This window comes from Streptomyces sp. WM6378 (genome assembly GCF_001279695.1).
Classification (GTDB): Bacteria; Actinomycetota; Actinomycetes; order Streptomycetales; family Streptomycetaceae; genus Streptomyces.
In genome coordinates this window covers 1-25,411 of the sequence record NZ_LGDD01000350.1, presented here as the reverse complement: position 1 = coordinate 25,411, position 25,411 = coordinate 1, and the positions used below count along the sequence as shown (strand labels likewise).

Below are 25,411 nucleotides of genomic sequence, written 5' to 3'. Positions count from 1 at the left end.
TGACGGCATGTCAGGCACAGGGCTCGCCGGCCCGGTATGCCCACAGCATGCAAGGCCAGAGACCCGGCGGCAATAGGTCGGATGAGTTGGGGCGGGAGGCCTATTTCTGTTGTGCAGGATGCATTGACACGCCTCCGACTCGCCTCAATCATCGGATGTCATGACCGAACTTCCCAGACGACATGTACTCGGAATGACGGCGGGGGCGGCAGTCGGCGCCGCTCTTCTCTCCCCGGCCACGGCCGATGCGAACCCCCTCGACCCCTCAACCGGCGTTGCCGCGAAGGGCGGTGAGTGGGGCACGGTTCCCGCGGCCGTCCCGGTCGCGCTCGACCGCTGGTTCGACAATGACGGCATCGACACCGCGAGCGCCCGCGGCGGCGACTTCGACGGCTCCGGTTACACCTTTCCCGGCGAGCAACTCCCGGCAGGAAACGTCCAGTTGGACGGAATTCCGTACGTCTTTCCCGGCGCCGCAGCCGGGGTCAAGAACAACATCGTCGCTCTCGGGCAGCGCATCGACCTGCCCCGGGGGCGCTACCTCTCGGGCCTGTTCCTCGTCGCGTCCAGCTACGGGGACGCGTCGGGCCGGGCCACCGTGCACTACGCCGACGGCAGCACCTCCTCCGCCGCGCTCGGCGGCCCCGACTGGTACAGCGGCAGCGGGCAGTTGACCGCCGCGTACCGCTACGGGCCGGGCGGCGTGCGGGACCCCCACCAGGTCGTCGTCGCGAGCGCCGAGCTGGCGATGGACCCCGCCCGCGAGGCCGTCGCCCTCACCCTGCCCGTCACCAACCCCGCCCAGCCCGGCAAGCCCTCCCTGCACGTCTTCGCGCTCTCGCTGCAACCCGCGGCGAACGGGCGCGCGGTCGCGCTGCGGGACGCGCACTCGACCACCACGACGCTGGCCTCCGGCGCCCAGAGCGTCGAGGCCACCGTCATCAACGCGGGCACCGTCACCCTGCTCGCCTCCGACGGGCTGAGTGTCCAGGTCGACGTCGACGGAGCCCGTACGGTCGAGGCGGCCCGGATGCCCCGGCTCGCACCCGGAGAGCAGGCGAGGGTCAGGATCGGCATCCGGTCGGGCGCCGGCACCGCCCCGGGAACGGTGCGCCCCGGGCGCGTGACCGTGCGCGGCCGGGGACAAGAGGCCGCCTCCGTGGCCCGTCAACTCACCCTGGGCGTACCAGACTTCACCCCGACCGACGCCTCGCTCTCCTCGCACCAGGCGCCCTACTGGTTCCAGGACGCCAAGTTCGGCATCTTCATCCACTGGGGCGTCTACTCGGTGCCCGCCTGGGCGCCCGTCGGAGTGCAGTACGCCGAGTGGTACTGGGCGCAGATGCAGGATCCGAACAACGCCACGTACGCCTATCACCGCGACACCTACGGCGAGTCGTTCAACTACGACGACTTCATCCCGCGGTTCACCGCCGAACGCTTCGATCCCCGCTCCTGGGTCGAGCTGTTCCGCGACGCGGGCGCCCAGTACCACGTCCTCACCTCCAAGCACCACGAAGGCTTCGCGCTCTGGGACACCAAGGTGTCCGACCGCAACGCGGTCAAGATGGGCCCGAAGAAGGACCTGGTCCGCGCCCTGTTCGAGGCGTCCGAGCAGTACGCGCCGCAACTGCACCGCGGGCTCTACTTCTCGATGCCGGAGTGGTTCAACCCCGACAGCCCCTGGCAGGGCCACGGCCCGCGCAACCCGTACACCCTCACGCCGCTCCCGTACACCGGCTACACGCCCGGCAAGGACTACATCAAGGACCTCCAGGCCCCGCAGATGCTGGAGCTGGTCGAGGGGTACGACCCGGAGATCCTCTGGTGCGACATCGGCGGCGCCAACGACAGCCACCGGGTGCTCGCCGAGTACTTCAACCACGCGAAGAACCGGAGCCGCCCCATCGAGGTCACCGTCAACAACCGCTCCGGCATCGGGCCGCACGACTTCACCACGCCCGAGTACGCCACGTACGACACCGTGGTGACGGCGAAGTGGGAGGCGAGCCGGGGCCTGGACCCGTTCAGCTACGGCTACAACCAGGCCACCCCGGACGACAGGTACATGACCACCGAGGAGGTCGTGCACACCCTCGTCGACATCGTCAGCAAGAACGGCAACTTCCTGCTCGACATCGGGCCGCGGGCGGACGGCACCATCCCCGAGATCATGCAGCTCCGGCTGCGCGAGACGGGGCAGTGGCTCAAGACCAACGGCGAGGCGATCTACGGGTCCACCTACTGGGCGCGGATGCCGCAGCTCGGCGCCGACCTCAGGTTCACCGTCCGGCAGGGCCGCGCCTTCTACATCCACTCGCTCGCCAAGCCGGGGGCCACGCTCACCGTCGAGGCGCCGGTGCCGATCCGGGCCGGGGACCGGGTCACGATGCTCGGGCACGGGCGGCCGCTCACCTGGCGGACCAGCGGCAGCGGGCTCGTCATCGACGTGCCGGCCGCCGCGCGGGCCGCGGGCAGCCACGCCTGGGTGTTCAAGATCGAGTGGCTGGGATGACCCGGGCGGACCCCGTCCGTTTGCGCGAGACGTGAGCCTGCGGCACACAATGAGGGGCAACTCGGGGCGTACAGGTGGGAGATCCGCGTGCCCTCGACCCTGCGCAGAATAGCCGCTGCCGCCGCCGTGCTGTCCGTCGGCGCCTTCGCCGCCGGATGCGGCGGCGGTGCCATCGGTGCCGACAGCGAGCAGGACCTCAACCTCCAGCCGATCGCCGCCGCCGGGCCGGACCCGTTCACCAAGTCCACGGCCGAATCGACGGCGACCCCCACCCCGGCCGCGCCGCCCGGCACCCGGAGCAGCGCGCCGCCGTCGGGCTCGATCTCGGCGAGTACCGTCTCGGGCTCCACACCGGGCCTGTACGGCGGTACGCAGTCGGTGGCCAGCTGCGACGTGGAGAAGCAGATCCGCTTCCTCGGCGGCGACCGGGCCAAGAACCAGGCGTTCGCCGATGCCGCCGGGGTCGACCCGGGCTCCGTGGCGGGATTCCTGCGCGGGCTCACGCCCGTCGTGCTGCGCGCGGACACCCGGGTCACCAACCACGGCTTCCGCGACGGCTCGGCGACCAGCTTCCAGTCGGTGCTCCAGGCCGGCACCGCCGTCCTGGTCGACGACCACGGTGCGCCGCGCGTGCGGTGCGCCTGTGGGAACCCGCTGAAGGCGCCCAACAACCACCAGGGTGCCTGGCGCGACAAGGGAAAGCCCTGGCCCGGCTTCCGTGGTGACCGCGTCATCGTGGTGCGGCCCACCACGGTGGTCATCAACAACTTCATCATCGTCAACATCACCAACAACACCTGGATCGAGCGGGAGAAGGGCGACGACGGGCAGCACGACCGCAAGCGGCCCGACATCCAGATCGACCCGACCAAGCCGCCGGTCACCGTGCCGCCGTCGCCTTCGGCGAGCCCGAGCACCTCGCCACCGGTCAGCAGCTCGCCCTCGACCAGCAGTTCTCCCTCGGGCAGCTCGCCGCCGCCGAGCCCCAACTGCCCGACGCCGAGGCCGACCGTGACGGTCACCCAGACGCCGGCCCCGACGCCGCCGGGATCCGCCCCGCCGGCCCGGCTGCCGAAGCCGGCCGCGCCGACCCCGAGCGGCTGCCCGTCGGCCACGAAGACGGTCACCGCGACGCCGCCCGTGCCGAGTCCCTCGGCGGCTTCACCGCGGGTGCCCTCGACGCCGGTGTCGCCGCCCGGCACAGGCGCGCCCAGCGGCCCGCCCTCGCTGCCGACGAACCTGCCGAGCGGACCTGACTCCGACCTGATCGGGCCCTCGCCGGAGTCGGAGAACGTCTGAAGGGGGCGCGTACGACCGCGGTCACCGGCGGGCTGCGCCGGTGACCGCGGCGTCCGACCCGGGGAGTGACGGAAAGACGGACCAAGAGGTGCATATAGGCTGCATCCTTTGTCCGTTGTCCTCCCTCCAGCAGCCAGGAGCGCCCGCCGTGACCGTCGCGATCGACCTGCCCGAACAGTCCGCGCCCCCCACCGTCGAAGTGCACGACAGCGTGGCGCGCGACGCCCGCGAGTTCGGGGCCTACGCCCGCACCGGCGGCTGGGCGTTCGCCCTGAAGGTGGCGCGCAGCGTACGTCCGGGCGGGCAGGCGGCCGGTGAGACGTCGAAGGTCTCCGCGAAGGAGTTCAGCGAGCTCGCCGGCTGCTCGGCCGAGCGCGTCATGCGCTACTACAAGGCGTGGGACAAGGCCTCCGACGACGGCCTGGTCCCGCTCTTCGAGGCGCTCGTCCCGGGCGAGGACATCGACCTGCCCGACGCGGACGTCTGGCTCACCTACTACGTGTCCCGCTCCAGCGCGACCTCGGAGCGCGGCACCGCCATCACCGCGGCCGCCGAGGCCGAGGGCATCCGGCCGACCAAGGCCCTGGAGGTCGCGGAGAACCCCACCGCGCTCAGGGCCGCGATCCTCGCCGACCCCGGCACCGCCCAGGCCGCCCGCTCCGCGCTCCTGGACCGGCTCAAGGACGACCCCGCGCTCCAGACCGAGCTGGCCCGCGACATCGCCCGCACCGACGAGCTGAAGAAGGCGGTGGCCAGCGAGACCCGGGCCGCCGACCGCATCGGATACGTCCGCCAGATCGTCGAGAACGGCCAGATCCGCACGCCCGCGGGCCAGACCGTCGAGGCGCCCGCCGAGCTCCGCGCCGAGGCCGAGCGGCACCTCTCCCTGCTCGACGAGCTCGACGACTCCGAAGAGGCCGGGGAGTGGGCGACCGAGGCGTACGACACCGTCAAGGGCCTCGTCGTCCAGGCCGTCGAGGCCGACCCCGAGCTGCGCGTGCAGGAACGCCGCACCAAGTTCTACAGCAGCCTGCAGAAGGCGACGAAGGTGTTCGAGGAGCTCACCCTCGACGACGCCGACGACATCTACGAGGACGACATGGTCCAGCGCCTCGAAGCCCTCCAGAGCGCCATCGGCACCTGCATCACCGCCCTGCGCAAGGCCTCCCCGGCGCACTGAGCCACTCCCCGCCGCCTCCCTGATGCGCGCGATCCGGGCTGCGCCTAGCGTGGCCCCATGGACGCGGGCACAGGGGGCGGAGGGGCGGCCGAACTGTGCCACTGCGGCGAGCCGGCCAGTGGCGAGGACTGCCGCTTCCTTCACTCGTACGGCCGAGACCTGCGGATGGGCAGTTTCGACTGGGACCTCGGCACCGGCCTCATGCACCTGGACGAGCCCGCGCTCGACGTGTTCGACCTGCGCCCCGACGAGTACGACAACCGGCCCGAGTCGCTGGCCGCCAGGGTGCCGCGCGCCGAGGCCACCAGGCTGGACGCGCTCGTCTCGCAGGCGCTCAAGAACGGCAGCGTCAACTACGGCGTGTACTTCCGCATCCGCTGCCGGGACCGGAGCCTGCGCTGGACCCACACCCAGGGCTTCGTACGCCGCGACGAGACCGGCCGCCCGCTGCGCATCATCGGGATCGTCCGCGACGCCACCCAGGAGCTCGCCGAGTCCACCGCGCGGGTCGGCCTCGACGACGAGCGGCGCCGCACGACCAGTGTGGTCGAGGCCACCACCGCCGCCCTCGCACACGCCAGGACGGTCAAGGACGTCATCGACGTCATGAAGGACTCACAGGGCCCCGAATACCTCGGCGCCACCAGCCTCGTGATGGGCCTCCTGGAGGCGGGCCGCATCCATCTGATCGCCGAGGGCCCCCAGGACAGCTTCGTGCCGGGCACCCGGTGGACCCGGGTCGACGAGCAGTACCCGATGAGTGAGGTCGTCCGCACCCTCGCGCCCCGCTTCATCGAGTCGCCGAAGGACTTCGCCGACTCCTACCCGGTCCTGTGGCCGAACATCAGCGGCCTCGGCATCACCTCCGCCGCCTACCTGCCGCTGATCGCCCAGGCCCGCCCCATCGGCGCGATCGGCCTGCTCTACAGCGACAAGTGGGGCTTCAGCAGCGACGAGCGCAACATCCTTGTGGCGCTGGGCAGTTCGATCGCCCAGTCCCTCCAGCGCGCCATGCTGTACGAGCAGGAGCACGACCTCGCCGAAGGCCTCCAGCAGGCGATGCTGCCGCGCCGCATCCCCGAGGTGCCCGGCGCCCAGCTCGCGGTCCGCTACCGCTCGGCGCGGTTCGGCCGGGACATCGGCGGCGACTGGTACGACGTGATCCCGCTGCCCGGCGGCCGGGTCGGCGTGGCCATCGGCGACGTACAGGGACACGACACGCACGCCGCCGCCGTGATGGGGCAGCTGCGCATCGTGCTGCGCGCGTACGCCGCCGAGGGACACACGCCGGCCACCGTGATCGCGCGGGCCTCGGTCTTCCTGCACGAGCTGGACACCGACCGGTTCGCGACCTGCACCTACGCGGAGGCCGACCTGAGCACCGGAGTGGTGCAGATCGTGCGTGCCGGGCACATCGACCCGCTGGTCCGCTTCCGGGACGGCAGCTGCCGCAGACTGGCGGTGGAGGGCGGCCTTCCACTCGGGCTCTCGGCCGAGTTCGGGCGCCTCGAATACCCGGTGTCGACGGTCGAACTCGACCCGGGCCAGACCCTGTTGCTCTACACCGACGGCCTCGTGGAACAGCCGGGCACCGACCTCGACGACGGCATGCAGCTCTTGGCGTCCCTGGTCCGGTCGGGACCCGAGGGCCTCGAAGAGCTCGCCGACCGGCTCTGCGACGTGGTCGACGAGCGGGCCGGCGACGACGACGTGGCGCTGCTCCTCCTGCGCCGGAGCGTCATGGAGGTACCGCAGGGCGGCGGACGGCTGCGTCAGCACGTCGCGCAGAACGACCCCGAGGCGCTGAGCTCCTCCCGGCACATGATCCGCGCGGCGGTCCGCGCCTGGGGCGCCCGAGAGCGGTCCGACGAGATCGAGCTCGCCGCCGACGAGCTCATCACCAACGCCCTGATGCACACCGACGGCGGGGCGATCGTCACCATCCGGGCCCTCTCCGGCCCGGAACGCCGCCTGCGGGTCGAGGTGGAGGACCGCTCCAGCGCCCTGCCGCGCCGCCGGGAGGCAGGCGCCTCCGGGGTTTCCGGGCGAGGTCTGATGCTGGTGGACCGGCTCGCGGACGTGTGGGGCGTGGAGCCGCGCGGCAGCGGCAAATGCGTGTGGTGCGAGTTCGTCGTCCCGGAACCCGGCAGCGGCCGATAAAAAGGGGCGGGTGCCGACGCTCGGTGTCCGGCCGGGGAACAACGCCTGAGCGGGAATTGATCAATACTTGGCGGTAACCAAACGTAACAACTCATTACTTGACCGTAACCGTTCGCGGGGGTTTCACTGCTCACTCTGTACGGGCGGCACCGTTGCCGCCCGACCGGCCTCCGACTGACACGAGGACTCCTTGAGCAGTGAGCTGCTGGCACCTCTTGATCTGGCGTTCTGGCACCTCGAATCGGCGGAGCACCCCATGCACCTGGGTGCGCTCGCACACTTCGACCCGCTCCCCGGCACCGACGGCGGGCAGATCCTCGAACTCCTCGCCGAGCGCGCCGCAGCCATCCCGCGGCTGCGGATGTGCGTACGCGGCGTGTGGCTGCCCGTCGGCGGCGCGGCCTGGGTCGCCGACAAGGACTTCGACGTACGCCGCCACGTTCGCAGGGTGCGCCTGCCCGCAGGCGACTTCCGGGCCGAATCCGCCCGGGTGGCAGGGGAGCTGATGGAGCGTCCGCTTGAGCGCGGCCTGCCGCCGTGGCGGATGTACGTCCTGACCGGCGAGGACGACGGCGCCTTCGCGGTCCTGGTGAAGCTGCATCACGCGCTCGCCGACGGCATGCGCGCGGTCGCCATCGGCGCGGGCATCCTCGACCAGCTCGCCGCCCCGAGCGCCCGGCGCCGGCGCCCCGTGCCGCCCCGCTCCTGGCTGCCGGGCCCCCGCCAGGTCGCCGGCTTCGCCCGCGACCGGGTCGGCGAGCTCACCCGGGCCGTGGGCATCGGCGCCTCCGTGATGCGGGCCAGCCGCCTCGAACTCGGCGCGGGCTCCGCGCTCGCCGCCGACTCCAGCGGCACCCGCCGCCTCGCCACGGCCGTACTCGACCACGAGGACGTCCAGCGGGTGCGCAGGGCCGAGGGCGGCACCGCCAACGACGTGCTCCTCGCCGTCGTCGCGGGTGGGCTGCGCCGCTGGCTCCTGGAGCGCGACTCAAGCATCCCGGGCGCCGAACCGCGCGCCCTGGTCCCCGTCTCGCGCCGCCGCCCGGGCGCCCCGCCCGGCTCCGGCAACAAGCTCTCCGCGTATCTGCTCGGCCTGCCGGTCGCCGAGCCCGACCCGCTGGCCCGGCTCGCCGCCGTGCGCACCGCCATGGACCGCAACAAGGCGGCGGGGCCCGGGCGGGGAGCCGGAGCCGTCGCCCTGCTCGCCGACCAACTGCCGCCCCTTGCGCACCGGTTCGGGGCGCCGCTCGCCGGGAACGCGGCCCGCATCCTCTTCGACGTGCTCGTCACCAGTGTGCCGCTGCCCCGCTCCCAGCTCTCGCTCGGCGGCTGCCCGCTGCGCGCGATCTACCCGATGGCGCCGCTCGCCCGGGGCCAGTCCCTGGCGATCGCGCTGTCCACGTACGGCGGCCGCGTCCACATAGGCCTGGTGGCCGACGGCAAGGCCGTGCCCGACCTGGACCGGCTCGCCGAGTCCTTCGGGCAGGACCTGGCGGACCTCATCGGGGCGAGCGCGGCTCGCTGAGCCCGCGCGGCCGGTGCACCCTGGTACGTATGCCGGAACTGCCCGAGGTCGAGGCCCTGCGGGACTTCCTCTCCGATCACCTGGTCGGCCGGGAGATCGCGAGCGCCCTGCCCGTCGCGATCAGCGTCCTGAAGACGTACGACCCGCCGTACACCGCCCTGGCCGGGCGCGCCGTCACCGGTGTCGCCCGGCACGGCAAGTTCCTCGACATCGACGCCGACGGTCTTCACCTGTGCGTCCACCTCGCCCGCGCGGGCTGGCTGCGCTGGTACGACACGCTGCCGACCGCCCCGCCGAAACCCGGCAAGGGGCCGCTCGCGCTGCGGGTGACGCTGGTCGACGGCGCGGGCTTCGACCTCACCGAGGCGGGCACCCGCAAAAGCCTCGCCGCCTACCTTGTCCACGACGCGTCCGAGGTCCCGGGCATCGCCAGGCTCGGCCCCGACCCGCTGGCCCCCGGCTTCGGCCGCGACGACTTCGCGGCCCTGCTCGCGGGCGAGCGGCGCCGGCTCAAGGGCGCGCTGCGCGACCAGTCCCTCATCGCGGGGATCGGGAACGCGTACAGCGACGAAATCCTGCACGTGGCGAAGATGTCGCCCTTCAAGCCGGTCGCCCACCTCACCGACGACGAGATCACCACGCTCTACGAGGCGATGCGCGCGACCTTGACTCAAGCGGTGGAGCGCTCGCACGGCCTCGCGGCGGGCCGCCTCAAGGCCGAGAAGAAGAGCGGGCTGCGCGTACACGGCAGGACCGGGCAGCCCTGTCCGGTCTGCGGCGACACGGTTCGCGAGGTGTCGTTCGCCGACTCCTCCCTCCAGTACTGCGCGACCTGCCAGACGGGCGGCAAGATCCTCGCCGACCGGCGCATGTCGAAGCTCCTCAAGTAGCGCCCGTTGGACGGCCCCGGCTCACCGGGGCGTGATCGTCGCAAGGCGGGTCCCGTCGGCGGCCCGTACCTCGAACCGGGCGATGGCGTTCTGCGCCAGCGCCGCCGCGCCCCGCATCCGCACCGGCTGCCCGCCCCGGTCCGCCCAGGTCGCCACCGTCTGTTCCGTGCCGTCCCGGCCCACGGCGACCAGGGTGCACGAGACGGGCGCCGCGCCCGCGAGGCCGAGCTCCACATCGGTGCCCCACTCCTTGGGCGCGGTCACCAGCGACGCCGTCACCCCGGGCGCGTGCGAGGCCACCTGCCATGGCGGGGCCGCCGGCGCCAGGACGACGCCGATCCCGCCCACCACGAGGACCCCGGCCGCGGCCAGCAGCGCGATCCGCAGGGTGCGGCCGCGCCGACGCCGCTCGGCCACCGCGCCCAGCATCCGGTGCAGCACCTCCGGCGAGACCGGTCCTGCCGGCATCGCCCCGTCCTCGGCATACGCGGCCAGCAGCGCCGTCACGCTCCCGAACTCGGTCAACAGCCGTCTGCACGCGGCGCATCCGACGAGATGCTCCTCGAAGTGGAAGGTCTCGGCGGCACCGAGCACGCCGAGGGCATAGGCCCCGACGTCCTCGTGGATCTGCGGCGAACTCATGCCGTCAGGTACGGAGAAACCGGCCCGAACACTCAAGACACACCGGTATCCCACGCCCAGGAGGAGTCCGGCGGGTCGCGGCGCGCCGGACAGACCCTAGACTCCGGCCCCATGCTGCGCGTACTGGCGGTCGACGACGAAGCCCCCGCCCTCGAAGAGCTCCTCTACCTGCTGCGCTCCGACTCCCGGATCCGCTCGGCCGAAGGGGCCACCAGCGCCACCGAGGCGCTGCGGCTCATCGGAGCGGCCCTCGAAGCGGGGGAGGACGGCGAGCGCGGCATCGACGTGGTCTTCCTCGACATCCACATGGCCGGGCTCACCGGACTCGACATCGCCCGCCTGCTCGCCGGGTTCGCCCGCCCGCCGCTGATCGTCTTCGTCACCGCCCACGAGGGCTTCGCCGTCCAGGCCTTCGACCTCAAGGCCGTCGACTACGTCCTCAAACCGGTGCGCGGCGAGCGGCTCGCGGAAGCGGTCCGCCGGGTCGCCGAGCTGGTCGGCGACCGCGGCGCGAGCGTCCAGGGGCCGGACCAGATACCCGTCGAACTGGGCGGCGTCACCCGCTTCCTGCTCGTCGCCGACATCGTGTACGCCGAGGCCCAGGGCGACTACGCCCGGCTGCACACCGCCCGCGGCAGCCACCTCGTGCGGATCCCGCTGTCCACCCTGGAGGAGCGCTGGCGCAGCCGCGGCTTCGTCCGGATCCACCGCAGCCACCTCGTCGCGCTCGACCGGATCGACGAACTCCGCCTGGACGCGGGCAGCATGAGCGTGCGGGTCGGCGACGCCGAACTTCCCGTCAGCCGGCGCCACGCCCGCACGGTACGGGACCGCCTCCTGCGCCGCACCAGCCGCTGACCTGGCCTTCCCCGAGCGGTGATCAGCTGCGTACACTCCGCGCCATGTCACCGGAGCAGGCCGCGCGGCGCGAGACGGTCACGGGGGAGCCGAGGCGGGTCCGCCCGCTGCCGCGCCACCGCGCCCAGTGCGAAATCGACGAGCAGACCGCGCTCGGCGGCGCCTATGTGCGCTCCCTGATGCGCGGCCAACTCCGCGCCGCGCTCAGCGGGTTCGGCGTGCTCGCCCTCACCGTCGCCACCCTGCCGCTCGCCTTCCGCGCCCTGGACGACGACGCCGTCACCTGGTGCGTGCTCGGCTTCGCCGTCTACGGGCCGCTCGGCCTCATCGCCTGGTGGTACGTGCGCACCGCCGAGCGCAACGAACGCGACTTCGCCCGCCTGGTCGCCGACCGGCCGACGGAAGAGCTCCCAACAGGCGTCCATTCGGCGAGAGTTGGCGCGGCGGAAAGCCGCGCGACGCCGGGTCCCCCGACGGAACGCCGCCCCGCACCGTGAGCCAGACGTACGCCGTGGTCGCGGTCACCGCCGTCGTGCTCGCCACCGTCCTCGTCGGCGGGTTCGGCCTGCGCATCTCGCGCACCACTTCCGACTTCTACGTCGCCTCGCGCACGGTCGGGCCGGGCCTGAACGCGGCCGCCATCAGCGGCGAGTACCTCTCCGCCGCCTCCTTCCTCGGCATCGCGGGGCTCGTCCTGGTGCAGGGCCCGGACATGCTCTGGTACCCGGTCGGCTACACCGCCGGATACCTCGTGCTGCTCCTTTTCGTCGCGGCCCCGCTGCGCCGCTCGGGCGCGTACACGCTGCCCGACTTCGCCGAGGGGCGGCTCGAATCCCGGGCCGTGCGCCGCCTGGTGAGCGTGTTCGTGGTCGGCGCGGGCTGGCTGTACCTGGTTCCCCAACTCCAGGGCGCGGGGCTGACGTTGAAGATCCTGACCGGCGCTCCGGGCTGGCTTGGGCCGGTCCTCGTCGCGGCCGTCGTGGTCCTCGCGGTCGCCGCCGGCGGCATGCGCTCCATCACGTTCGTGCAGGCCTTCCAGTACTGGCTGAAGCTGACCGCGCTGCTCATACCCGTGTTCTTCCTGGTCCTCGCCTGGCAGGGCGACGGCGCGCCGCGTCCCGTCTACGACGAACCGGCCGCGCTGCGCCACCAGCAGACCGTCCGCTTCGCCGACACCCTGACCCTGCGCCTCACCGAACCCTTCCCGGTCCGCGCGAGCGGCACCGTCGACGGCCGCCGCCACGACGGCGAGGCGCTGACGCTCCCGCCGGGCGAGCACCGCGTCGAAGCCGGCACCCGGCTCGCCCTCGCCGACGCGACCCGTGTCCCGGGCAGCGCAGCCCGCACCGAACACCCCCTGTACGCCACGTACGGGCTGATCGTGGCGACGTTCCTCGGCACCATGGGCCTGCCCCACGTCGTCGTCCGCTTCTACACCAGCCCGGGCGGCCGCGAGGCCCGCCGTGCGACCGTCGTCGTCCTCGCCCTGATCGGCGCGTTCTACCTGCTGCCGCCCGTCTACGGGGCGTTGGGCCGCCTGTACGCCCCCGAACTCGCCCTCACCGGCGACGCCGACGCGGCCGTACTGCTCCTGCCCGAGCGGCTCGTCGGCGGCACCGGCGGCGATCTGCTCGGCGCGCTGGTCGCGGGCGGCGCGTTCGCCGCGTTCCTGTCCACCGCCTCCGGGCTCACCATGGCGGTCGCCGGAGTCCTCACCCAGGACGTGCTGCCCTCGCGCGGCGTACGCCACTTCCGCCTCGCGACGCCGCTCGCGATCTCCGTGCCGCTGGTCGGCGCGCTGCTCGTCAGCGGGGTGCCGGTGGCCGACGCGGTGGGAATGGCGTTCGCGGTGTCGGCCTCCTCGTTCTGCCCGCTGCTCGTGCTCGGCATCTGGTGGCGGGGGCTGACCCCGCCGGGAGCGGCCGCCGGGCTGGTCCTCGGGGGCGGGTCGGCGCTGGTCGCCGTCGCCGCCACCGTCCTCGGGGCGGCCCCGCCCGGCCTGCTGCACGCGTTGCTCGCCTGGCCCGCCGTGTGGTCCGTGCCCGTCGGCTTCCTCGCCATGATCGGGGTGTCGCTCGCGACGCCGGGCCGCGTCCCGGCGGGCACGAACGCCGCCATGACCCGCTTCCATCTGCCCGAGGCCCTGGCCCGCCACGGAGGAGCCCACCGATGACCCTGGCCGCCCTGCTCTTCCTCGGCCCGCTGCTCGCCGCCGCCGGATTCCTGCTCGGCCGGCGAGCCGCGCGCCAGGGGCGTACCAGCGATGTCGGCACCCCCGTCGAACACGCCACCTTCGAGACCCTGCACACCGCCTCGCTCGCCGCGCCCCCGCTGCGCGCCGGGCTCACCAGTGAGGCGGCCCGCAAGTCGGCCCGCGGTCTTCGCTCGCTGCTCGGCACCGACGCGCTCTGCCTCACCGACCGCGACACCATCCTGACCTGGGACGGGGCGGGGGAGCAGCACCACAGCGTCCACGTCATGGACCAGGTGAGGGCGTTGCTCGACACCGGCCGTGACAAGGCGTTCGCGCTGTCCTGCGACGACCTGGACTGCCCGCTGCGCTGGGCGGTGGCCGTCCCGCTGACCGTGGACCACCGGGTGCTGGGCACCCTGGTCGCGTACGCGCCCCGCGAGTCGGCGGTGCTCGCGCGCGCGGCGGGCGAGGTCGGCCGCTGGGTCTCCGTACAGCTGGAGCTCGCCGAACTGGACCGATCCCGCACCCGTCTGATCGAAGCCGAGATCAAGGCCTTGCGCGCCCAGATCTCCCCGCACTTCATCTTCAACTCGCTCGCCGCGATCGCCTCCTTCGTGCGGACCGACCCGGACCGGGCCCGTGAACTCCTCCTGGAATTCGCCGACTTCACCCGCTACTCGTTCCGCCGGCACGGCGACTTCACCACGCTCGCCGACGAACTCCACTCCATCGACCAGTACTTGGCCCTGGTGCGCGCCCGCTTCGGCGACCGGCTCTCGGTCACCCTTCAGGTGGCGCCCGAGGTCCTCCCGGTCGCCCTGCCGTTCCTCTGCCTCCAGCCGCTCATCGAGAACGCCGTCAAGCACGGCATCGAGGGTGCCGCCACGGCGGGTCGCATCACCATCAGCGCCCTGGACGCCGGCAACGAGGCCGAGGTCGTCATCGAGGACGACGGCGCGGGCATGGACCCCGAGCAACTGCGCCGCATCCTGCGCGGCGACGGCGGCCCGTCGGGCGGCATCGGCCTGCTCAACGTCGACGAACGGCTGCGGCAGGTGTACGGCGACGCGTACGGCCTGGTCATCGAGACCGGTGTCGGAGCGGGCATGAAGGTGACGGCGCGGATCCCCAAATACCGTGCTGGAGTGCACAGTTGATGTCCCGTCAGAGGCGGTCGGCTCAGAACAGATGGATCGCCAAGTGGCCCAGCGGCAGGCCGAGTTCCCAGGCCGGTGTCCACACCCGGGGCTCGTCCTCCTCGTCCGCGTGCGGGTCGACCCCGCCCGGCACCACCGCGTCCAGATCCGTCGCCAGGAGCTCGGTCTCCTCCAGCCACCGCCAGGCGGCTCGCGCCATCTCCAGATCGGGCCCCTGCTCCTGGTCGCCGGCCAGCCGGCGCAGCCGCGAACAGACCCAGCCCCGCCACGGCCGCCCGGCCGCGGTGAGCGAGCTCCACTCGTCCAGCCGGGCCACCACCCGGGCCCCGTCGGCCGCCCCGTCGGACAGGAAGATCGTCAGAGCGAGGGCGTTGCGCCCGGCCCGGAACTCCAGTGTCGTCGGCGGCATCAGATCGCCGGTACGCAGTAATTCATCCGCGATGTACTCGGCGTACATCCATGCCATCGGCACCACCAGCTCGCCACCACTGGTCCCGCTACTTCCCTCCGGACGCATCCTGTCTCGCCTCTTTCATCGACCGTCCCGGCGCTCCCGGGGAGCTCCAGGGAGCATTGAACCGGGGGCGCGTGCCCGCCGTGGCCAGAAGGGCAGGATCCGTCACAAGACACGAGGTGCTCATGCATGTGCGGCAGCTGCTCGGCGCGTACGCGCTCGGCGCTCTCACGCCCGGCGAGGACCGCGCCGTCGCCGCGCATCTGCGCCGGTGCGCGCCGTGCCGTACCGCCTACTTGGAGGTCGCCGAGGCGCCGTCGCTGCTCGCCCTGCTCACCGAGGCGGACCTGGAACCCGCCGAGGAGAGCCCTTCGGGGCCTGACGCAGAATAGCCGGGCAGCGCCCGTGCCAGCGCACGCAGGGCGTAGTACGAACGGGACTTGACGGTCCCCGGCGGAACACCGAGCACTTCGGCCGCTTCGGTCACGCTCAGTCCGCGGAAGTACAACTGCACCAGGACCGCGCGGTGTTGGGGTGTGAGCGACTTCACGGCCGCGCGGACGTCGAGCGCGGCCGTGCAGCGCTCGGTGTGGTCGCCGGGCTCCGCCGTCGCGCGCAGCACCTCGTCGCCGACCTCGGTGGGCCGGGCGAGCCGGCTGCGGCGCGCGTCGATCGCGAGGCGCCGCGCGACGGTGAACAGCCAGGGCCGCATCGAGCAGTACGGTGCCTCGAAGGCTTCGGGGTGCTGCCAGGCCCGCACGAGCGTCTCCTGGAGGAGGTCCTCGGCGCGTTGGCGGTCGCCGTAGGTCAGGCCGAGCAGGAAGTGCAGCAGCGCGGGGCCGTGCGCACGTTGCAGTTCGGCCAGATCCCGCTCGTGGGCGTACCGCCGACTGCCTGCGAGTGCCGTCGTCACGTGCACGTCCCTTCCCCGGATTCCGTCGGCCGCAGCCGTATCGGAGCGCATCGGGGCGGACGCGGACAGCTGTCGCACCGCGCCGTGCGGCAAGCGGTCGAACCGAGCGGTGAATGGTGCGGCGAGCGGTCCGCGACCCGGGCGGGGCCGGTCCCCGTGCGTCCGATTCAGCGGTCTTAGTCCTATAAACGGCTTTTCGCCTTGACTGGCCCGTTCTCGGGAGGTGGATTTCGGACAGACACCGCACCCGATCAAGGGAGCCCGATGCACCAGCCGACCCAGCGCGCCCGAGTGAGGGCGGCGGCCGCCGCGGCCCTCCTGCTCGCGGCCACCGCAGGATGCAGCGGCGGGCACCGGCCGCCGCACGCTCAGGACGCCCAGCACTCCCCGGCCCCCGGACCCGCCCGCGCGCAGCGCCCCTTCACGCTGGTCGCCACCGGTGACGTACTCCCGCACGACTCGACCATCGAACGCGCCAACTCGGATGCGGGCGGCCGGGGTTACGACTTCCGGGCGATGCTCGCCGGAGTCAAGCCGATCATCTCCCGGGCCGATCTGGCGATCTGTCACATGGAGACCGTGTACGGCGCCGACGAGGGCCCCTTCACCGGCTACCCGGCCTTCACATCGCCGCCGCAGGTGGCCGCCGCGCTGAAGGACACCGGGTACGACTCCTGCTCTACGGCCTCCAACCACACCCTGGACGACGGCGCCGACGGCATCGCCCGCACCCTGAGGGCCTTCGACAAGGCCGGGCTCAAACACACCGGGTCGGGCCGCACCGCGAACGAGTCGGCGACGCCCGCGCGGCTGTCGGCGGGCGGTGCGAGGGTCGCGCAGCTCGCGTACACCTACGACACCAACGGCTATCCCATGCCGGACGGGCAGCCGTGGGCGGTCCACCTCATCGACCAGAAGAAGATCATCGCGGATGCCCGGGCGGCCCGGGCATCCGGCGCCGACATCGTGGTCGTCAGTCTCCACTGGGGCACCGAGTGGCAGACCGAGCCCGACGAACAGCAGCTCACCCTGGGCAAGGCGCTCACCGCCTCGAAAACGAGCGGGCGCCCCGACATCGACCTGATCCTCGGCACCCACGCCCACATCCCGCAGGCGTACGAGAAGGTCAACGGGACCTGGATCGTCTACGGCGAGGGCGACCAGATCGCGGGCGAGATGTTCAACGAGACGGGCGCGCGCGACCACCGCGGCAACATGAGCTCGATCGCCCGCTTCACCTTCGCGCCGCCGGTCCGGCGGGGGGAACGCTGGGAGGTCACCAAGGCGGAGTTCATCCCGCAGTGGATCGACGTGGAGCGCGGCCGCGTGATGAGCCTGCCCGACGCGCTGGCGAAGTCACCCGGCCGCGAGGACTACACCGAGGCCCGGGACGACATCCGCGAGGCGGTCCTCGGCCGCGGCGCCGCGAAGGACGGCCTGAAGATGTCCCGCTAGCCGAGAGGGCGGGACGCCTACGGGACCACCGTGACCGGCCAGCGGCCCGCCTTCACCAGGCGTACGGCCACCGAGCCGATGATGCGGTGGCCCGCCGACTCGGACGCGCCCACCACCACCGCGTCCGCCTTGAGCTCGTCGGCCGCGGTCACCAGTCCGGAGTAGGGGTCGCCCCGGAAGGTGTGGAACTCCCAGCGGACGTCCCAGATGCCCCGGACCCGCTCGGCGGCCGCCCTGATCTCGGCGACCAGGCCCTCGGCGATCTCCCCGGTGGTGTCGGCGACGGGCGCGCCGAGGGCGGCGCCGGCCGACATCACGGGCTGCACGTACACGAGGGCGAGCAGCGCGTTCTGCCGCCGGGCCAGGCCACTGGCGTACGCCGCGGCCCGGAGCGAGGAGTCCGAGCCGTCGACGCCGGCCACGATCACCTTCGGGCCGTCGGTACCGCGTTCGAATCGCTGGGACTCAGGGTGGGACTGGGGCTGCTGCTCTGTCACTGTTCGAGGCTATCCGGCCGGGTGGGGCTTCCGACAGGCGGCCCGGCCGCAGCCTCCCTAGAGTGCTGAGCATGACTGTCAGCGAGGCGGTGCCGATACCGTCCCGGACCGGCTTTCTGGGGCGGGTGCCCGAAGCGTTCGCGATGTTCTTCGGTGTGCTCGGTCTCTTCTGCGGCCTCATATCGCTCATCCCGCCGCTGCGCCGGGTGCTCTACCCCATAGTCTGGTTCCTCGACCGGGTCACCGTGCCGGTCAGCGCCAACCTCGCGTACGCCGTCTTCCTGCTGCTGCTCGCGGCCGCGATCGGCGCCCGCAAGAAGGTCGCCTGGTGGCTGGTCGTCATCTACCTGGGACTGCTTTTCCTGCTCGACGTCCTGCTGATCGTCGTCGCCGAATGGATGTGGATCCCCAACGGGGTGTTCTGCGGGGCCGCGCTCGTGGTGCTGATCCTGGCCCGCAGGCAGTTCTACGCTCAGACCCGACGGGGCGCCTTCCGCCGGGCGGTGGGGGTGCTGTGCCTCGGGCTCGCGGCGGGCGTCCTCGTCGGCTGGGGCCTGGTCGAGCTGTTTCCCAACACCCTGCCGCGCGGCCAGCGCCTGCTGTGGGCCACCAACCGCGTCTTCGGCGGGCTCGTCTCCAACGGCCAGTTCGACGGGCGGCCGCCGAAGCCGCTGTACTTCTTCCTCGGCCTGTTCGGCGCCATCGCCCTGCTGGCCGCAGCCTCCACGCTCTTCCGCTCGCAGCGGATGGAGGCCGCCCTGCACGGCGACGAGGAGCCCCGCATCCGGGCGCTGCTCGGCGCGTACGGCCGCCAGGACTCGCTCGGCTACTTCGCCACCCGCCGCGACAAGGCGGTGGTGTTCTCGCCGAACGGCAAGGCCGCCGTCACCTACCGCGTCGAGGCGGGCGTCGCGCTGGCCAGCGGCGACCCGGTGGGCGACGGCGGAGCGTGGGGCCCGGCCATCGACGCCTGGCTCGACATCGCGCGGCAGTACGCCTGGGCGCCCGCCGTGATGGGCGCCTCCGAAGAAGGCGCCACCGTGTACGCCCGGCATGGTCTCGGCGCCATCCAGCTCGGCGACGAGGCCATCCTGCACGTCGCCAAGTTCGACCTCGACGGCCGCGACATGCGGGTCACCCGCCAAGCCGTCCACCGGGTCGCGCGGACCGGCGCCACCACCCGGATCCGCCGCCACTCGGCGCTCACCGACGAGGAGATGCAGCAGATCATCGACCGCGCCGACGCCTGGCGCGACACCGAGACCGAGCGCGGCTTCTCGATGGCGCTCGACCGGCTCGGCGACCCGGCCGACGGCGACTGCCTGCTCGTCGAGGCCTTCGACGCCGACGGCAAACTGATCGCGCTGCTCTCCTTCGTGCCCTGGGGCCCCGACGGCATCTCGCTCGACCTGATGCGGCGCGACCGCAGCGCGCCCAACGGCGTGATGGAGTTCATGGTCGCCGAACTCTGCGCAGCCGTACCGAAGTTGGGGGTCCGCCGGATCTCGCTGAACTTCGCGGTGTTCCGCTCCGCCTTCGAGGAAGGCGCCCGCATCGGTGCCGGTCCGGTGCTGCGGCTGTGGCGCAAGCTGTTGCTGTTCTTCTCCAAGTGGTGGCAGCTGGAGGCGCTCTACCGCTCCAACGTGAAGTACCAGCCGCAGTGGTTCCCCCGTTTCCTGTGCTACGGCGACGCCGGCTCGCTCGCCCGGGTCGGCCTCGCGTCCGGCATCGCCGAGGGCTTCGTCTCCGTACCGAGCCTGCGCAAGCTGTGGGGCAAGGGCCGGCAGCCCAAGGGCGTCACCAAGCCCGTCACCACCGCCGGGCTGCCCTCCATCGAGGCGCTCGGCCTCGCCGGGCCCGGCTCGGCCGAAGTGACGGAGCGTCAACTCCCGGACCAGGTACGGGTACGCCACCGCAAGCTGGACCGGCTGCGCGCGGACGGCACCGAGCCCTACCCCGTCGTCGTCCCCGCCCGCACCCACACCCTGGCCCGGCTGCGCGCCGAGGGCGAGGGCGTGAACGCCACCGTGGCCGGCCGGGTCATGGCCGTGCGCGACTTCGGCGGCGTCGTCTTCGCCGTCCTGCGCGACTGGTCCGGCGACCTCCAACTGGCCCTCACCCGCGAAGGCACGGGCGGGGCCGTCCTCGACCGCTTCACCCACGACGTCGACCTCGGCGACCACATCACCGCCACCGGCACCACCGCCGCCAGCGACAAGGGCGAGTTCTCGCTCTTCGCCACCGCCTGGCAGATGACCGCCAAGTGCCTGCGCCCGCTGCCCGACAAGCGCCGCGGCCTCGCCGACCCCGAGGCCCGGGTGCGCCGCCGCTATCTGGACCTGGTGGCCAGGCCAGAGGCCCGCGAGGTCGTCCGGGCCCGCTCCACCGCCGTCCAGGCGCTGCGCCAGGGCCTGCTGGAGCGGGGCTATCTGGAGGTCGAGACGCCGATGCTCCAGCAGATCCACGGCGGCGCCAACGCCCGCCCCTTCACGACCCACATCAACGCCTACGACCTCGACCTGTACCTGCGCATCGCCCCCGAGCTGTATCTGAAGCGGCTCTGCGTCGGCGGCGTGGAGAAGGTCTTCGAGATGGGCCGCACCTTCCGCAACGAGGGCGTCTCCTACAAGCACAACCCCGAGTTCACGATGCTGGAGGCCTACCAGGCGTATGCCGACTACGACGTGATGCTCGACCTCACCCGCGAACTGATCCAGGGCGCCGCGACCGCCGCCTTCGGCTCCCAGATAGCACGCAAGGCGGGCCCGGACGGCACGGTCGTCGAGTACGACATCTCCGGCCCCTGGCCCGTCAAGACGCTGTACGGGGCGGTGTCCGAGGCGCTCGGCGAGGAGATCGGCGCCGACACCGACGAGGCGAGGCTGCGCCGGCTCTGCGACCGTGCCGGCGTGCCGCACACCCCGGACAACACGCGGGGCGGCGTCGTCCTCGAAATGTACGAGCGGCTCGTCGAGGAGAAGACCCAGCTGCCCACCTTCTACAAGGACTTCCCGACCGAGGTCTCCCCGCTGACCCGCCAGCACCGCACCGACGCACGGCTCGCCGAGCGCTGGGACCTGGTCGCCTTCGGGACCGAACTGGGCACCGCCTACTCGGAGTTGACCGACCCCATCGAGCAGCGCCGCAGGCTCACTGCGCAGTCGCTGCTCGCCGCGGGCGGCGACCTTGAGGCGATGGAGATCGACGAGGACTTCCTCGACGCCCTCGAATACGCCATGCCGCCCACCGGCGGGCTCGGCATCGGAGTGGACCGGCTCGTCATGTTCCTCACCGGCCTCACCATCCGCGAGACCCTGCCCTTCCCGCTGGTCCGCCGTACCTGAAACCGCCGGGGACCGGTGCCGCCGGTTGACTCCATTCGTGCTGGTGTCATCCAGGTGTTGACGTTTCGTCGGCCTCGTGGCGCCCGGTACGCCCTAATCTTCCGCCATGACGAACAAAAGCCGTATGTCATGAAAAGGGATCAAATGCTCCCCAGTCGGCGGACGCTCCTTCGCATCACCGCCTGCCTCGGAGCCGCCGCCGCGGTGCGCGTGCTCACCGCCGAGGGCACCGTCGCCCCCGCGCCCCCGCCCCGGGCGGCGCCCGCCGGGGGACCCCAGGCCGCCGCGCCCCGGCTGCGGTCCAGCGCGTACCGCCTGGAACCCATGACCGCCGACACCCCGCCGCGCTACCACACGGCGCTGCCGCCGGTGCGGACCAGGCCGTTCCTGAGCATGCCCGAGCTGGGGGAGCGCGCGATGGTGCTCACCTTCGACGACGGGCCCGACCCGCGTTACACCCCGGGCATCCTCAAGACCCTGCGCGAGCACGACGTGCGCGCCGTGTTCTTCCTCTGCGGCGAGATGGCCACCGACAACCGGGACCTGCTGCGCGAGATGCAGGACGACGGGCACGTCGTCGGCAACCACACCTGGACCCACCCCCAGCTCAACAAGACGGCCCCCGCCCTGATCCGCTCCGAGATCGGCCGCACCAGCGAGGTCATCGAGCAGACCCTGGGCGAGCCGCCCCAGTGGTTCCGGGCGCCCTACGGTGCCTGGAACCGCAACGTGTTCGAGATCCAGGCCGAGATGGGCATGGAGCCGCTCGCCTGGACCGTCGACACCCTCGACTGGACCACGCCCGGCACCCCCACCATCATCCGCCGGGTCCTGGAGGGAGCCGCGCCCGGCGTCGTGGTGCTCTCGCACGACGCGGGCGGCGACCGCTCGCAGAGCGTCGCGGCCCTGCGCACCTATCTGCCCGAACTCCTGGCCCAGGGCTACGAGTTGAAGGTCCCGCCGCGTCGCAGATGAGTCATGGAGACGCTACTTCGTGGCGACGAGCCGGGCGAAGACCACGACGTTCGAGTTGTAGCCCCGGCTCCGGGAGAAGCCGCCCCCACAGGTGATCACCCTCAGTTCCGGGTGCCCGGTGTCGCCGTACACCCGGGTGCCCGGGAAGGCGTTCTTCTCGTACACCTCGATGCCGTACACCTCGAAGACCGCGGTGTGCCCGTCGAAGCGGGCCACCTCGATGTGGTTGCCCTTCTCCAGCGAGCCGAGGCCGTAGAAGACCGCGGGGCCCGTCCTGTTGTCGACGTGGCCCACCACCACGGCCGTGCCGCGCATCCCGGGGGCCACGCCGTTCTGGTACCAGCCCGCCAGGTTCGGGTCCTGCGGCGGGGGAGCCTGCACCCAGCCCTGGGCGTCCGTGCCCACGTCCATGATGGGCGCGTCCACGTTGATCGCGTCGATCCGGATCCGGGAGGCGGGGGCATAGGCGAGTGCCGTGACGGGAGCCGCCGGACGCGAGGAGGAGGCGTTCGCCGCCCGGCCGTTCAACGCCGCCGCCGCGGCCGGCTGCGGCGGGCCCATCGTGATGTCGGCGCCGTTGCGCATCAGCGCCAGGCCGGTCAGCATCACCAGGGCCAGGGCTCCCCACGGGGAGCGCCTGCGACGCTCCATCCCGTACTCATCCTGCGCCATCTCTCTCCGCATCCCTTTCGCCATCCACCCTCGGAGCGCCTCCGAGCACCGTAAGGGCGCGGCGCCCACCCGGCGATCGGACGGTGGCGAACGGGTGGCGGCCGAACGCTCCTGACCCATCCGGGTAACGCGACGGCAAAACCGATCTGACGGTCTGTGACCTGCGGGTCCGTCAGCTTCGGCGGCCATCCGGGGATGCCGCGGTTCACCAGGGTGGATCAGTGCCGAAATGCGTCTTGTATGAGTGGCGGTGAGGGTTCGTCATGGGAGGCGTACTCGTCGATCATCCCGGAGCACCGCTTTGGGGCGTCCTCCCATGGAGGTTCAACGATGCGTGCTTCACGCGCTCTCGCGGCGGTGCTGGCCGCCGGCGCCGCGATCGGGCTCGCCGCCCCGATGGCCGTCGCAGGTGGCCCGTCGACCAGCGGTCCGACCAATGTCGAGGTCGACCCCTCCGCGGTCCACCAGGGCGCCACCCTGAGGATCACCGCCAGGGGCTGTCAGAACGGCGGCAGAGTCAGCTCGAACGCCTTCGACGAGGTCCACCTGTCCTCGGGCGACGTCAACTTCGCGACCGCGAGGGTCCACGACCACACGACGCCGGGAGAGTACCAACTGGCGGTCAAGTGCCGGGACAACGACCGGGTGGCGACGCGCAGCTTCCGGGTCCTCGAAGGCCGCGGCGCCGACGGCGGGCTCGGCGGCGCCGCGGGCCCGAGCGACACCGAGATGGCGGTCGGCGGCGCCCTCGTCGGTACGTCCGCGATCGGCGGCGCGCTGTTCGTCGCCCACCGCCGGCGCCAAGGCGTACGGGTCTGACCGGACTCTGACCGGACGAACCTCCCGGGAAGGACCCCAACGGCCGGTCGCCCCCGAGTCCTGGCCAGGACTCGGGGGCGACGGGTGTGGTGGCTCTGGGGGCTAGTGCCGGCGGTCGAACCGGCGCCGGCGCAGGAAGTAGACCGCGCCGCCCACCGCGGTCGCGACCAGCGTGGCACCGACCGACATCGCCACGGGATCGAGGCTCTCCTTCACGCTGCCGCCGAGGCCGCCGCGGACGCCGAGCGGGGAGGTGGCGGTGGCGGTGGGCCGGACGGTGGGGCGCACGGTGGAGCTGGTGGTCGGGGAGCCGCCGGTGATCGTCAGCTGCGCGGTGCCCCGTGTGCCGTTGCAGGTGAAGGTCACGGTGTAGGAGGCGCCGCGTTTGGCGCTCGCGTCGACCGTCGCGTTTCTCGAACTCTCCGGGGGGATGGTGATGGTGTCGAAGATCCCGGAGGACACCGTCGCATTGCCGGGGCAGTTCGTGACGTTCAGCGTGACCTGGCCGCCGGGCGCGACCACCGAGGGCGTCACGCTGAAACCGAACGGCGGGATGTTGGTCGCGTTGGAGCTGCCGTCGGCCGCCGTGGCAGCGGTAGGCGCGGCGAATGAGAGGGCGGCGGCGCCGAGCAGAGCGGTGGATGCGATGCGTATCGCGCCCATGGTCGATCCTCCGGTCCCCGAGGAGCAGCTGCGGAACCAATTCCACATGTGGGGGCGAATGCACCTCGATGCCCGAAACGCTAGGAGGCGGCCCGGCGTGTCGCGACCCCTGTACGGCGAATGGGGCATCGCGATCCCCTGCCCGGCCTGGCAGAAGGCCCCGCCGGTCCGACGGGGCCATACGGGTGACGGGGGTGTCAGCCGATGCCGGGGAACAGGCCCTGGAACGGCCCCGCCGTCGCCGAGATGCCCCGGCCGAACGGGGCGTCGAAGTCCCAGATCAGGAAGAGCAGGAAGGCGATCAGGGCGCTGAAGAGCCCGGCGAGCAAAAGCTCCCGCCAGGTGCGCCTGATCTGCAAGGTGAAGATCAGCCCGACCGTGACGAGCGCCCCGGTGATCAGTCCGAACCAGACGACCCCGGGCATGGTGGCGCCCGCCCCCTGCCCGCGGGCGGTCCGGGCGGCGTCGACGGCGCCCACCTGGTCGATCAGCGGCTGGTAGGCCTGCGTCTCGTAGTCGTTCGCCGGGTGGTAGTCCGTCACGTCGCGGCGGATCTTCTCCAGCTTCTGTGTGCCCTCGTCGGTGAGGGTGCCGTGGTCGGCCATGTAGCTCCACTCGGTGTGCACCACGTACGAGGCGTACGCCTCGACGTCGGCCCGGGTCCGGTCGCGCACCTCGGCCGGCCACACCTGGACCCGCTGGCCGATCTCGTGCAGCGCCTGGGCCTCTTGCTGCACGTCCGTCTGGGCGGCGCCGCGGCCCTCCCAGACGCCCGCGATGGCGAGGCCGAGCACGATGGCGTACACCACGCCGATCATCATCGTCATGTATTCGATGACGTCCGGGGTCCCGGAGGGGTCGTCGTCGGGGGCGAGGCGGCGGTTGCTGAACAGGGTGATGGTGAGGACGACCGCGCAGGCGGCGGCCATCGCGATGAGCAGGACGAGCCAGTCGGACAAGGGGACCTCTCAGGTCGGTGGGGCTCAGCGGGAGCCGGAGCGTGAGCGAAGGAGCGCGGCGCCGAGCACGGCGGGCGCTGTGATGAGCAGGGTGAGCGTGACGGGGGAGAGCTGCGGCGCGGGATTCTTGCGCGGCGGCATCCGGTAGTTGTGCAGGGTGATCCGGTGTACGGCCGGCGGCGCGGGGCGCGCCGGGGCAGCCGGCGCGGGCGCGGGCGCGGGCGGCGGCGCCACGGGCGG

21 protein-coding genes and 2 pseudogenes are annotated in these 25,411 nt (G+C 72.3%); 15 read left to right on the top strand and 8 right to left on the bottom strand.

The window, feature by feature from the left end; all coding sequences use genetic code 11:
* The first annotated feature begins 160 nt into the window (after positions 1 to 160).
* From ADK54_RS40755 to ADK54_RS40730, 6 genes are all read left to right on the top strand, one after another.
* Entirely contained in the window at positions 161 to 2,515 is a 2,355-nt protein-coding gene (locus ADK54_RS40755; protein WP_053730913.1) for an alpha-L-fucosidase, read from the top strand.
* An 87-nt stretch (positions 2,516 to 2,602) separates the two neighbouring features.
* The gene (locus ADK54_RS40750; protein ID WP_053730912.1) at positions 2,603 to 3,814 is read left to right on the top strand and encodes a DUF6777 domain-containing protein; all 1,212 of its coding nucleotides are present in this window, start codon (positions 2,603 to 2,605) and stop codon (positions 3,812 to 3,814) included.
* A 148-nt stretch (positions 3,815 to 3,962) separates the two neighbouring features.
* Entirely contained in the window at positions 3,963 to 4,994 is a 1,032-nt protein-coding gene (locus ADK54_RS40745; RefSeq protein WP_053730911.1) for a hypothetical protein, read from the top strand.
* Positions 4,995 to 5,159: 165 nt separating this feature from the next.
* Positions 5,160 to 7,154, top strand: coding sequence for a SpoIIE family protein phosphatase (locus tag ADK54_RS40740; protein ID WP_234392421.1), 1,995 nt, complete (start codon positions 5,160 to 5,162; stop codon positions 7,152 to 7,154).
* A gap of 190 nt (positions 7,155 to 7,344) precedes the next feature.
* Entirely contained in the window at positions 7,345 to 8,679 is a 1,335-nt protein-coding gene (locus ADK54_RS40735) for a wax ester/triacylglycerol synthase family O-acyltransferase (protein ID WP_053730909.1), read from the top strand.
* A 29-nt stretch (positions 8,680 to 8,708) separates the two neighbouring features.
* Positions 8,709 to 9,569 (top strand): Fpg/Nei family DNA glycosylase, encoded by an 861-nt coding sequence (locus ADK54_RS40730; protein ID WP_053730908.1) that lies wholly within the window; start codon positions 8,709 to 8,711, stop codon positions 9,567 to 9,569.
* A gap of 21 nt (positions 9,570 to 9,590) precedes the next feature.
* Here the strand turns inward: ADK54_RS40730 and ADK54_RS40725 are convergent, their stop codons facing one another.
* The gene (locus ADK54_RS40725; protein ID WP_053730907.1) at positions 9,591 to 10,211 is read right to left on the bottom strand and encodes an anti-sigma factor family protein; all 621 of its coding nucleotides are present in this window, start codon (positions 10,209 to 10,211) and stop codon (positions 9,591 to 9,593) included.
* A 111-nt stretch (positions 10,212 to 10,322) separates the two neighbouring features.
* Between ADK54_RS40725 and ADK54_RS40720 the strand changes: the two genes are divergently transcribed.
* From ADK54_RS40720 to ADK54_RS40705, 4 genes and pseudogenes are all read left to right on the top strand, one after another.
* Positions 10,323 to 11,069: a LytR/AlgR family response regulator transcription factor gene (locus ADK54_RS40720; protein WP_053730906.1), complete on the top strand. Its 747-nt coding sequence runs from the start codon at positions 10,323 to 10,325 to the stop codon at positions 11,067 to 11,069.
* A 44-nt stretch (positions 11,070 to 11,113) separates the two neighbouring features.
* Positions 11,114 to 11,467, top strand: a pseudogene (locus ADK54_RS40715) (hypothetical protein); the annotation flags it as partial.
* 95 nt (positions 11,468 to 11,562) lie between these two features.
* Positions 11,563 to 13,242 (top strand): cation acetate symporter, encoded by a 1,680-nt coding sequence (locus ADK54_RS40710; RefSeq protein ID WP_053730905.1) that lies wholly within the window; start codon positions 11,563 to 11,565, stop codon positions 13,240 to 13,242.
* Positions 13,239 to 14,420, top strand: coding sequence for a sensor histidine kinase (locus tag ADK54_RS40705; protein WP_053730904.1), 1,182 nt, complete (start codon positions 13,239 to 13,241; stop codon positions 14,418 to 14,420). The genes ADK54_RS40710 and ADK54_RS40705 overlap by 4 nt, the downstream gene beginning before the upstream one ends.
* 22 nt (positions 14,421 to 14,442) lie before the next feature.
* On the opposite strand, the gene ADK54_RS40700 is transcribed toward ADK54_RS40705, so the two are convergent.
* Entirely contained in the window at positions 14,443 to 14,937 is a 495-nt protein-coding gene (locus ADK54_RS40700) for a hypothetical protein (RefSeq protein WP_053730903.1), read from the bottom strand.
* On the opposite strand from ADK54_RS40700, the gene ADK54_RS48660 reads away from it, so the two are divergent.
* A complete protein-coding gene (locus ADK54_RS48660; protein WP_324610227.1) occupies positions 14,880 to 15,266 on the top strand; it encodes a zf-HC2 domain-containing protein in 387 nt (128 codons plus the stop codon). The two genes, ADK54_RS40700 and ADK54_RS48660, sit on opposite strands and share 58 nt — an antisense overlap.
* Here the strand turns inward: ADK54_RS48660 and ADK54_RS40695 are convergent.
* Positions 15,167 to 15,787, bottom strand: coding sequence for a sigma-70 family RNA polymerase sigma factor (locus ADK54_RS40695; protein WP_053730993.1), 621 nt, complete (start codon positions 15,785 to 15,787; stop codon positions 15,167 to 15,169). The two genes, ADK54_RS48660 and ADK54_RS40695, sit on opposite strands and share 100 nt — an antisense overlap.
* Positions 15,788 to 16,051: 264 nt before the next feature.
* Here ADK54_RS40695 and ADK54_RS40690 point away from each other — a divergent pair, with 264 nt between their 5' ends.
* Positions 16,052 to 17,242, top strand: coding sequence for a CapA family protein (locus ADK54_RS40690; protein WP_053730902.1), 1,191 nt, complete (start codon positions 16,052 to 16,054; stop codon positions 17,240 to 17,242).
* A gap of 17 nt (positions 17,243 to 17,259) precedes the next feature.
* Here the strand turns inward: ADK54_RS40690 and ADK54_RS40685 are convergent, their stop codons facing one another.
* On the bottom strand, positions 17,260 to 17,739 hold the full coding sequence (locus tag ADK54_RS40685; protein ID WP_053730901.1) for a universal stress protein: 480 nt from the start codon (positions 17,737 to 17,739) through the stop codon (positions 17,260 to 17,262).
* A 71-nt stretch (positions 17,740 to 17,810) separates the two neighbouring features.
* Here ADK54_RS40685 and lysX point away from each other — a divergent pair, with 71 nt between their 5' ends.
* Both lysX and ADK54_RS40675 read left to right on the top strand, forming a co-directional pair.
* Complete coding sequence (gene lysX / locus ADK54_RS40680; RefSeq protein WP_199827147.1) at positions 17,811 to 21,083, top strand: bifunctional lysylphosphatidylglycerol synthetase/lysine--tRNA ligase LysX; 3,273 nt, start codon at positions 17,811 to 17,813, stop codon at positions 21,081 to 21,083.
* Positions 21,084 to 21,212: 129 nt separating this feature from the next.
* Positions 21,213 to 22,058: a polysaccharide deacetylase family protein gene (locus ADK54_RS40675; RefSeq protein WP_053730900.1), complete on the top strand. Its 846-nt coding sequence runs from the start codon at positions 21,213 to 21,215 to the stop codon at positions 22,056 to 22,058.
* Between the two features lie 12 nt (positions 22,059 to 22,070).
* Here ADK54_RS40675 and ADK54_RS40670 read toward each other — a convergent pair whose 3' ends face one another.
* The gene (locus ADK54_RS40670) at positions 22,071 to 22,730 is read right to left on the bottom strand and encodes a class F sortase (protein WP_053730899.1); all 660 of its coding nucleotides are present in this window, start codon (positions 22,728 to 22,730) and stop codon (positions 22,071 to 22,073) included.
* Positions 22,731 to 23,060: 330 nt separating this feature from the next.
* On the opposite strand from ADK54_RS40670, the gene ADK54_RS40665 reads away from it, so the two are divergent.
* On the top strand, positions 23,061 to 23,549 hold the full coding sequence (locus ADK54_RS40665; RefSeq protein WP_053730898.1) for a hypothetical protein: 489 nt from the start codon (positions 23,061 to 23,063) through the stop codon (positions 23,547 to 23,549).
* 102 nt (positions 23,550 to 23,651) lie between these two features.
* On the opposite strand, the gene ADK54_RS40660 is transcribed toward ADK54_RS40665, so the two are convergent.
* From ADK54_RS40660 to ADK54_RS40650, 3 genes and pseudogenes are all read right to left on the bottom strand, one after another.
* Entirely contained in the window at positions 23,652 to 24,212 is a 561-nt protein-coding gene (locus ADK54_RS40660; RefSeq protein ID WP_053730897.1) for a hypothetical protein, read from the bottom strand.
* Positions 24,213 to 24,409: 197 nt separating this feature from the next.
* On the bottom strand, positions 24,410 to 25,171 hold the full coding sequence (locus tag ADK54_RS40655) for a DUF4239 domain-containing protein (RefSeq protein WP_053730896.1): 762 nt from the start codon (positions 25,169 to 25,171) through the stop codon (positions 24,410 to 24,412).
* Positions 25,172 to 25,195: 24 nt separating this feature from the next.
* Positions 25,196 to 25,411, bottom strand: a pseudogene (locus tag ADK54_RS40650) (hypothetical protein); the annotation flags it as partial.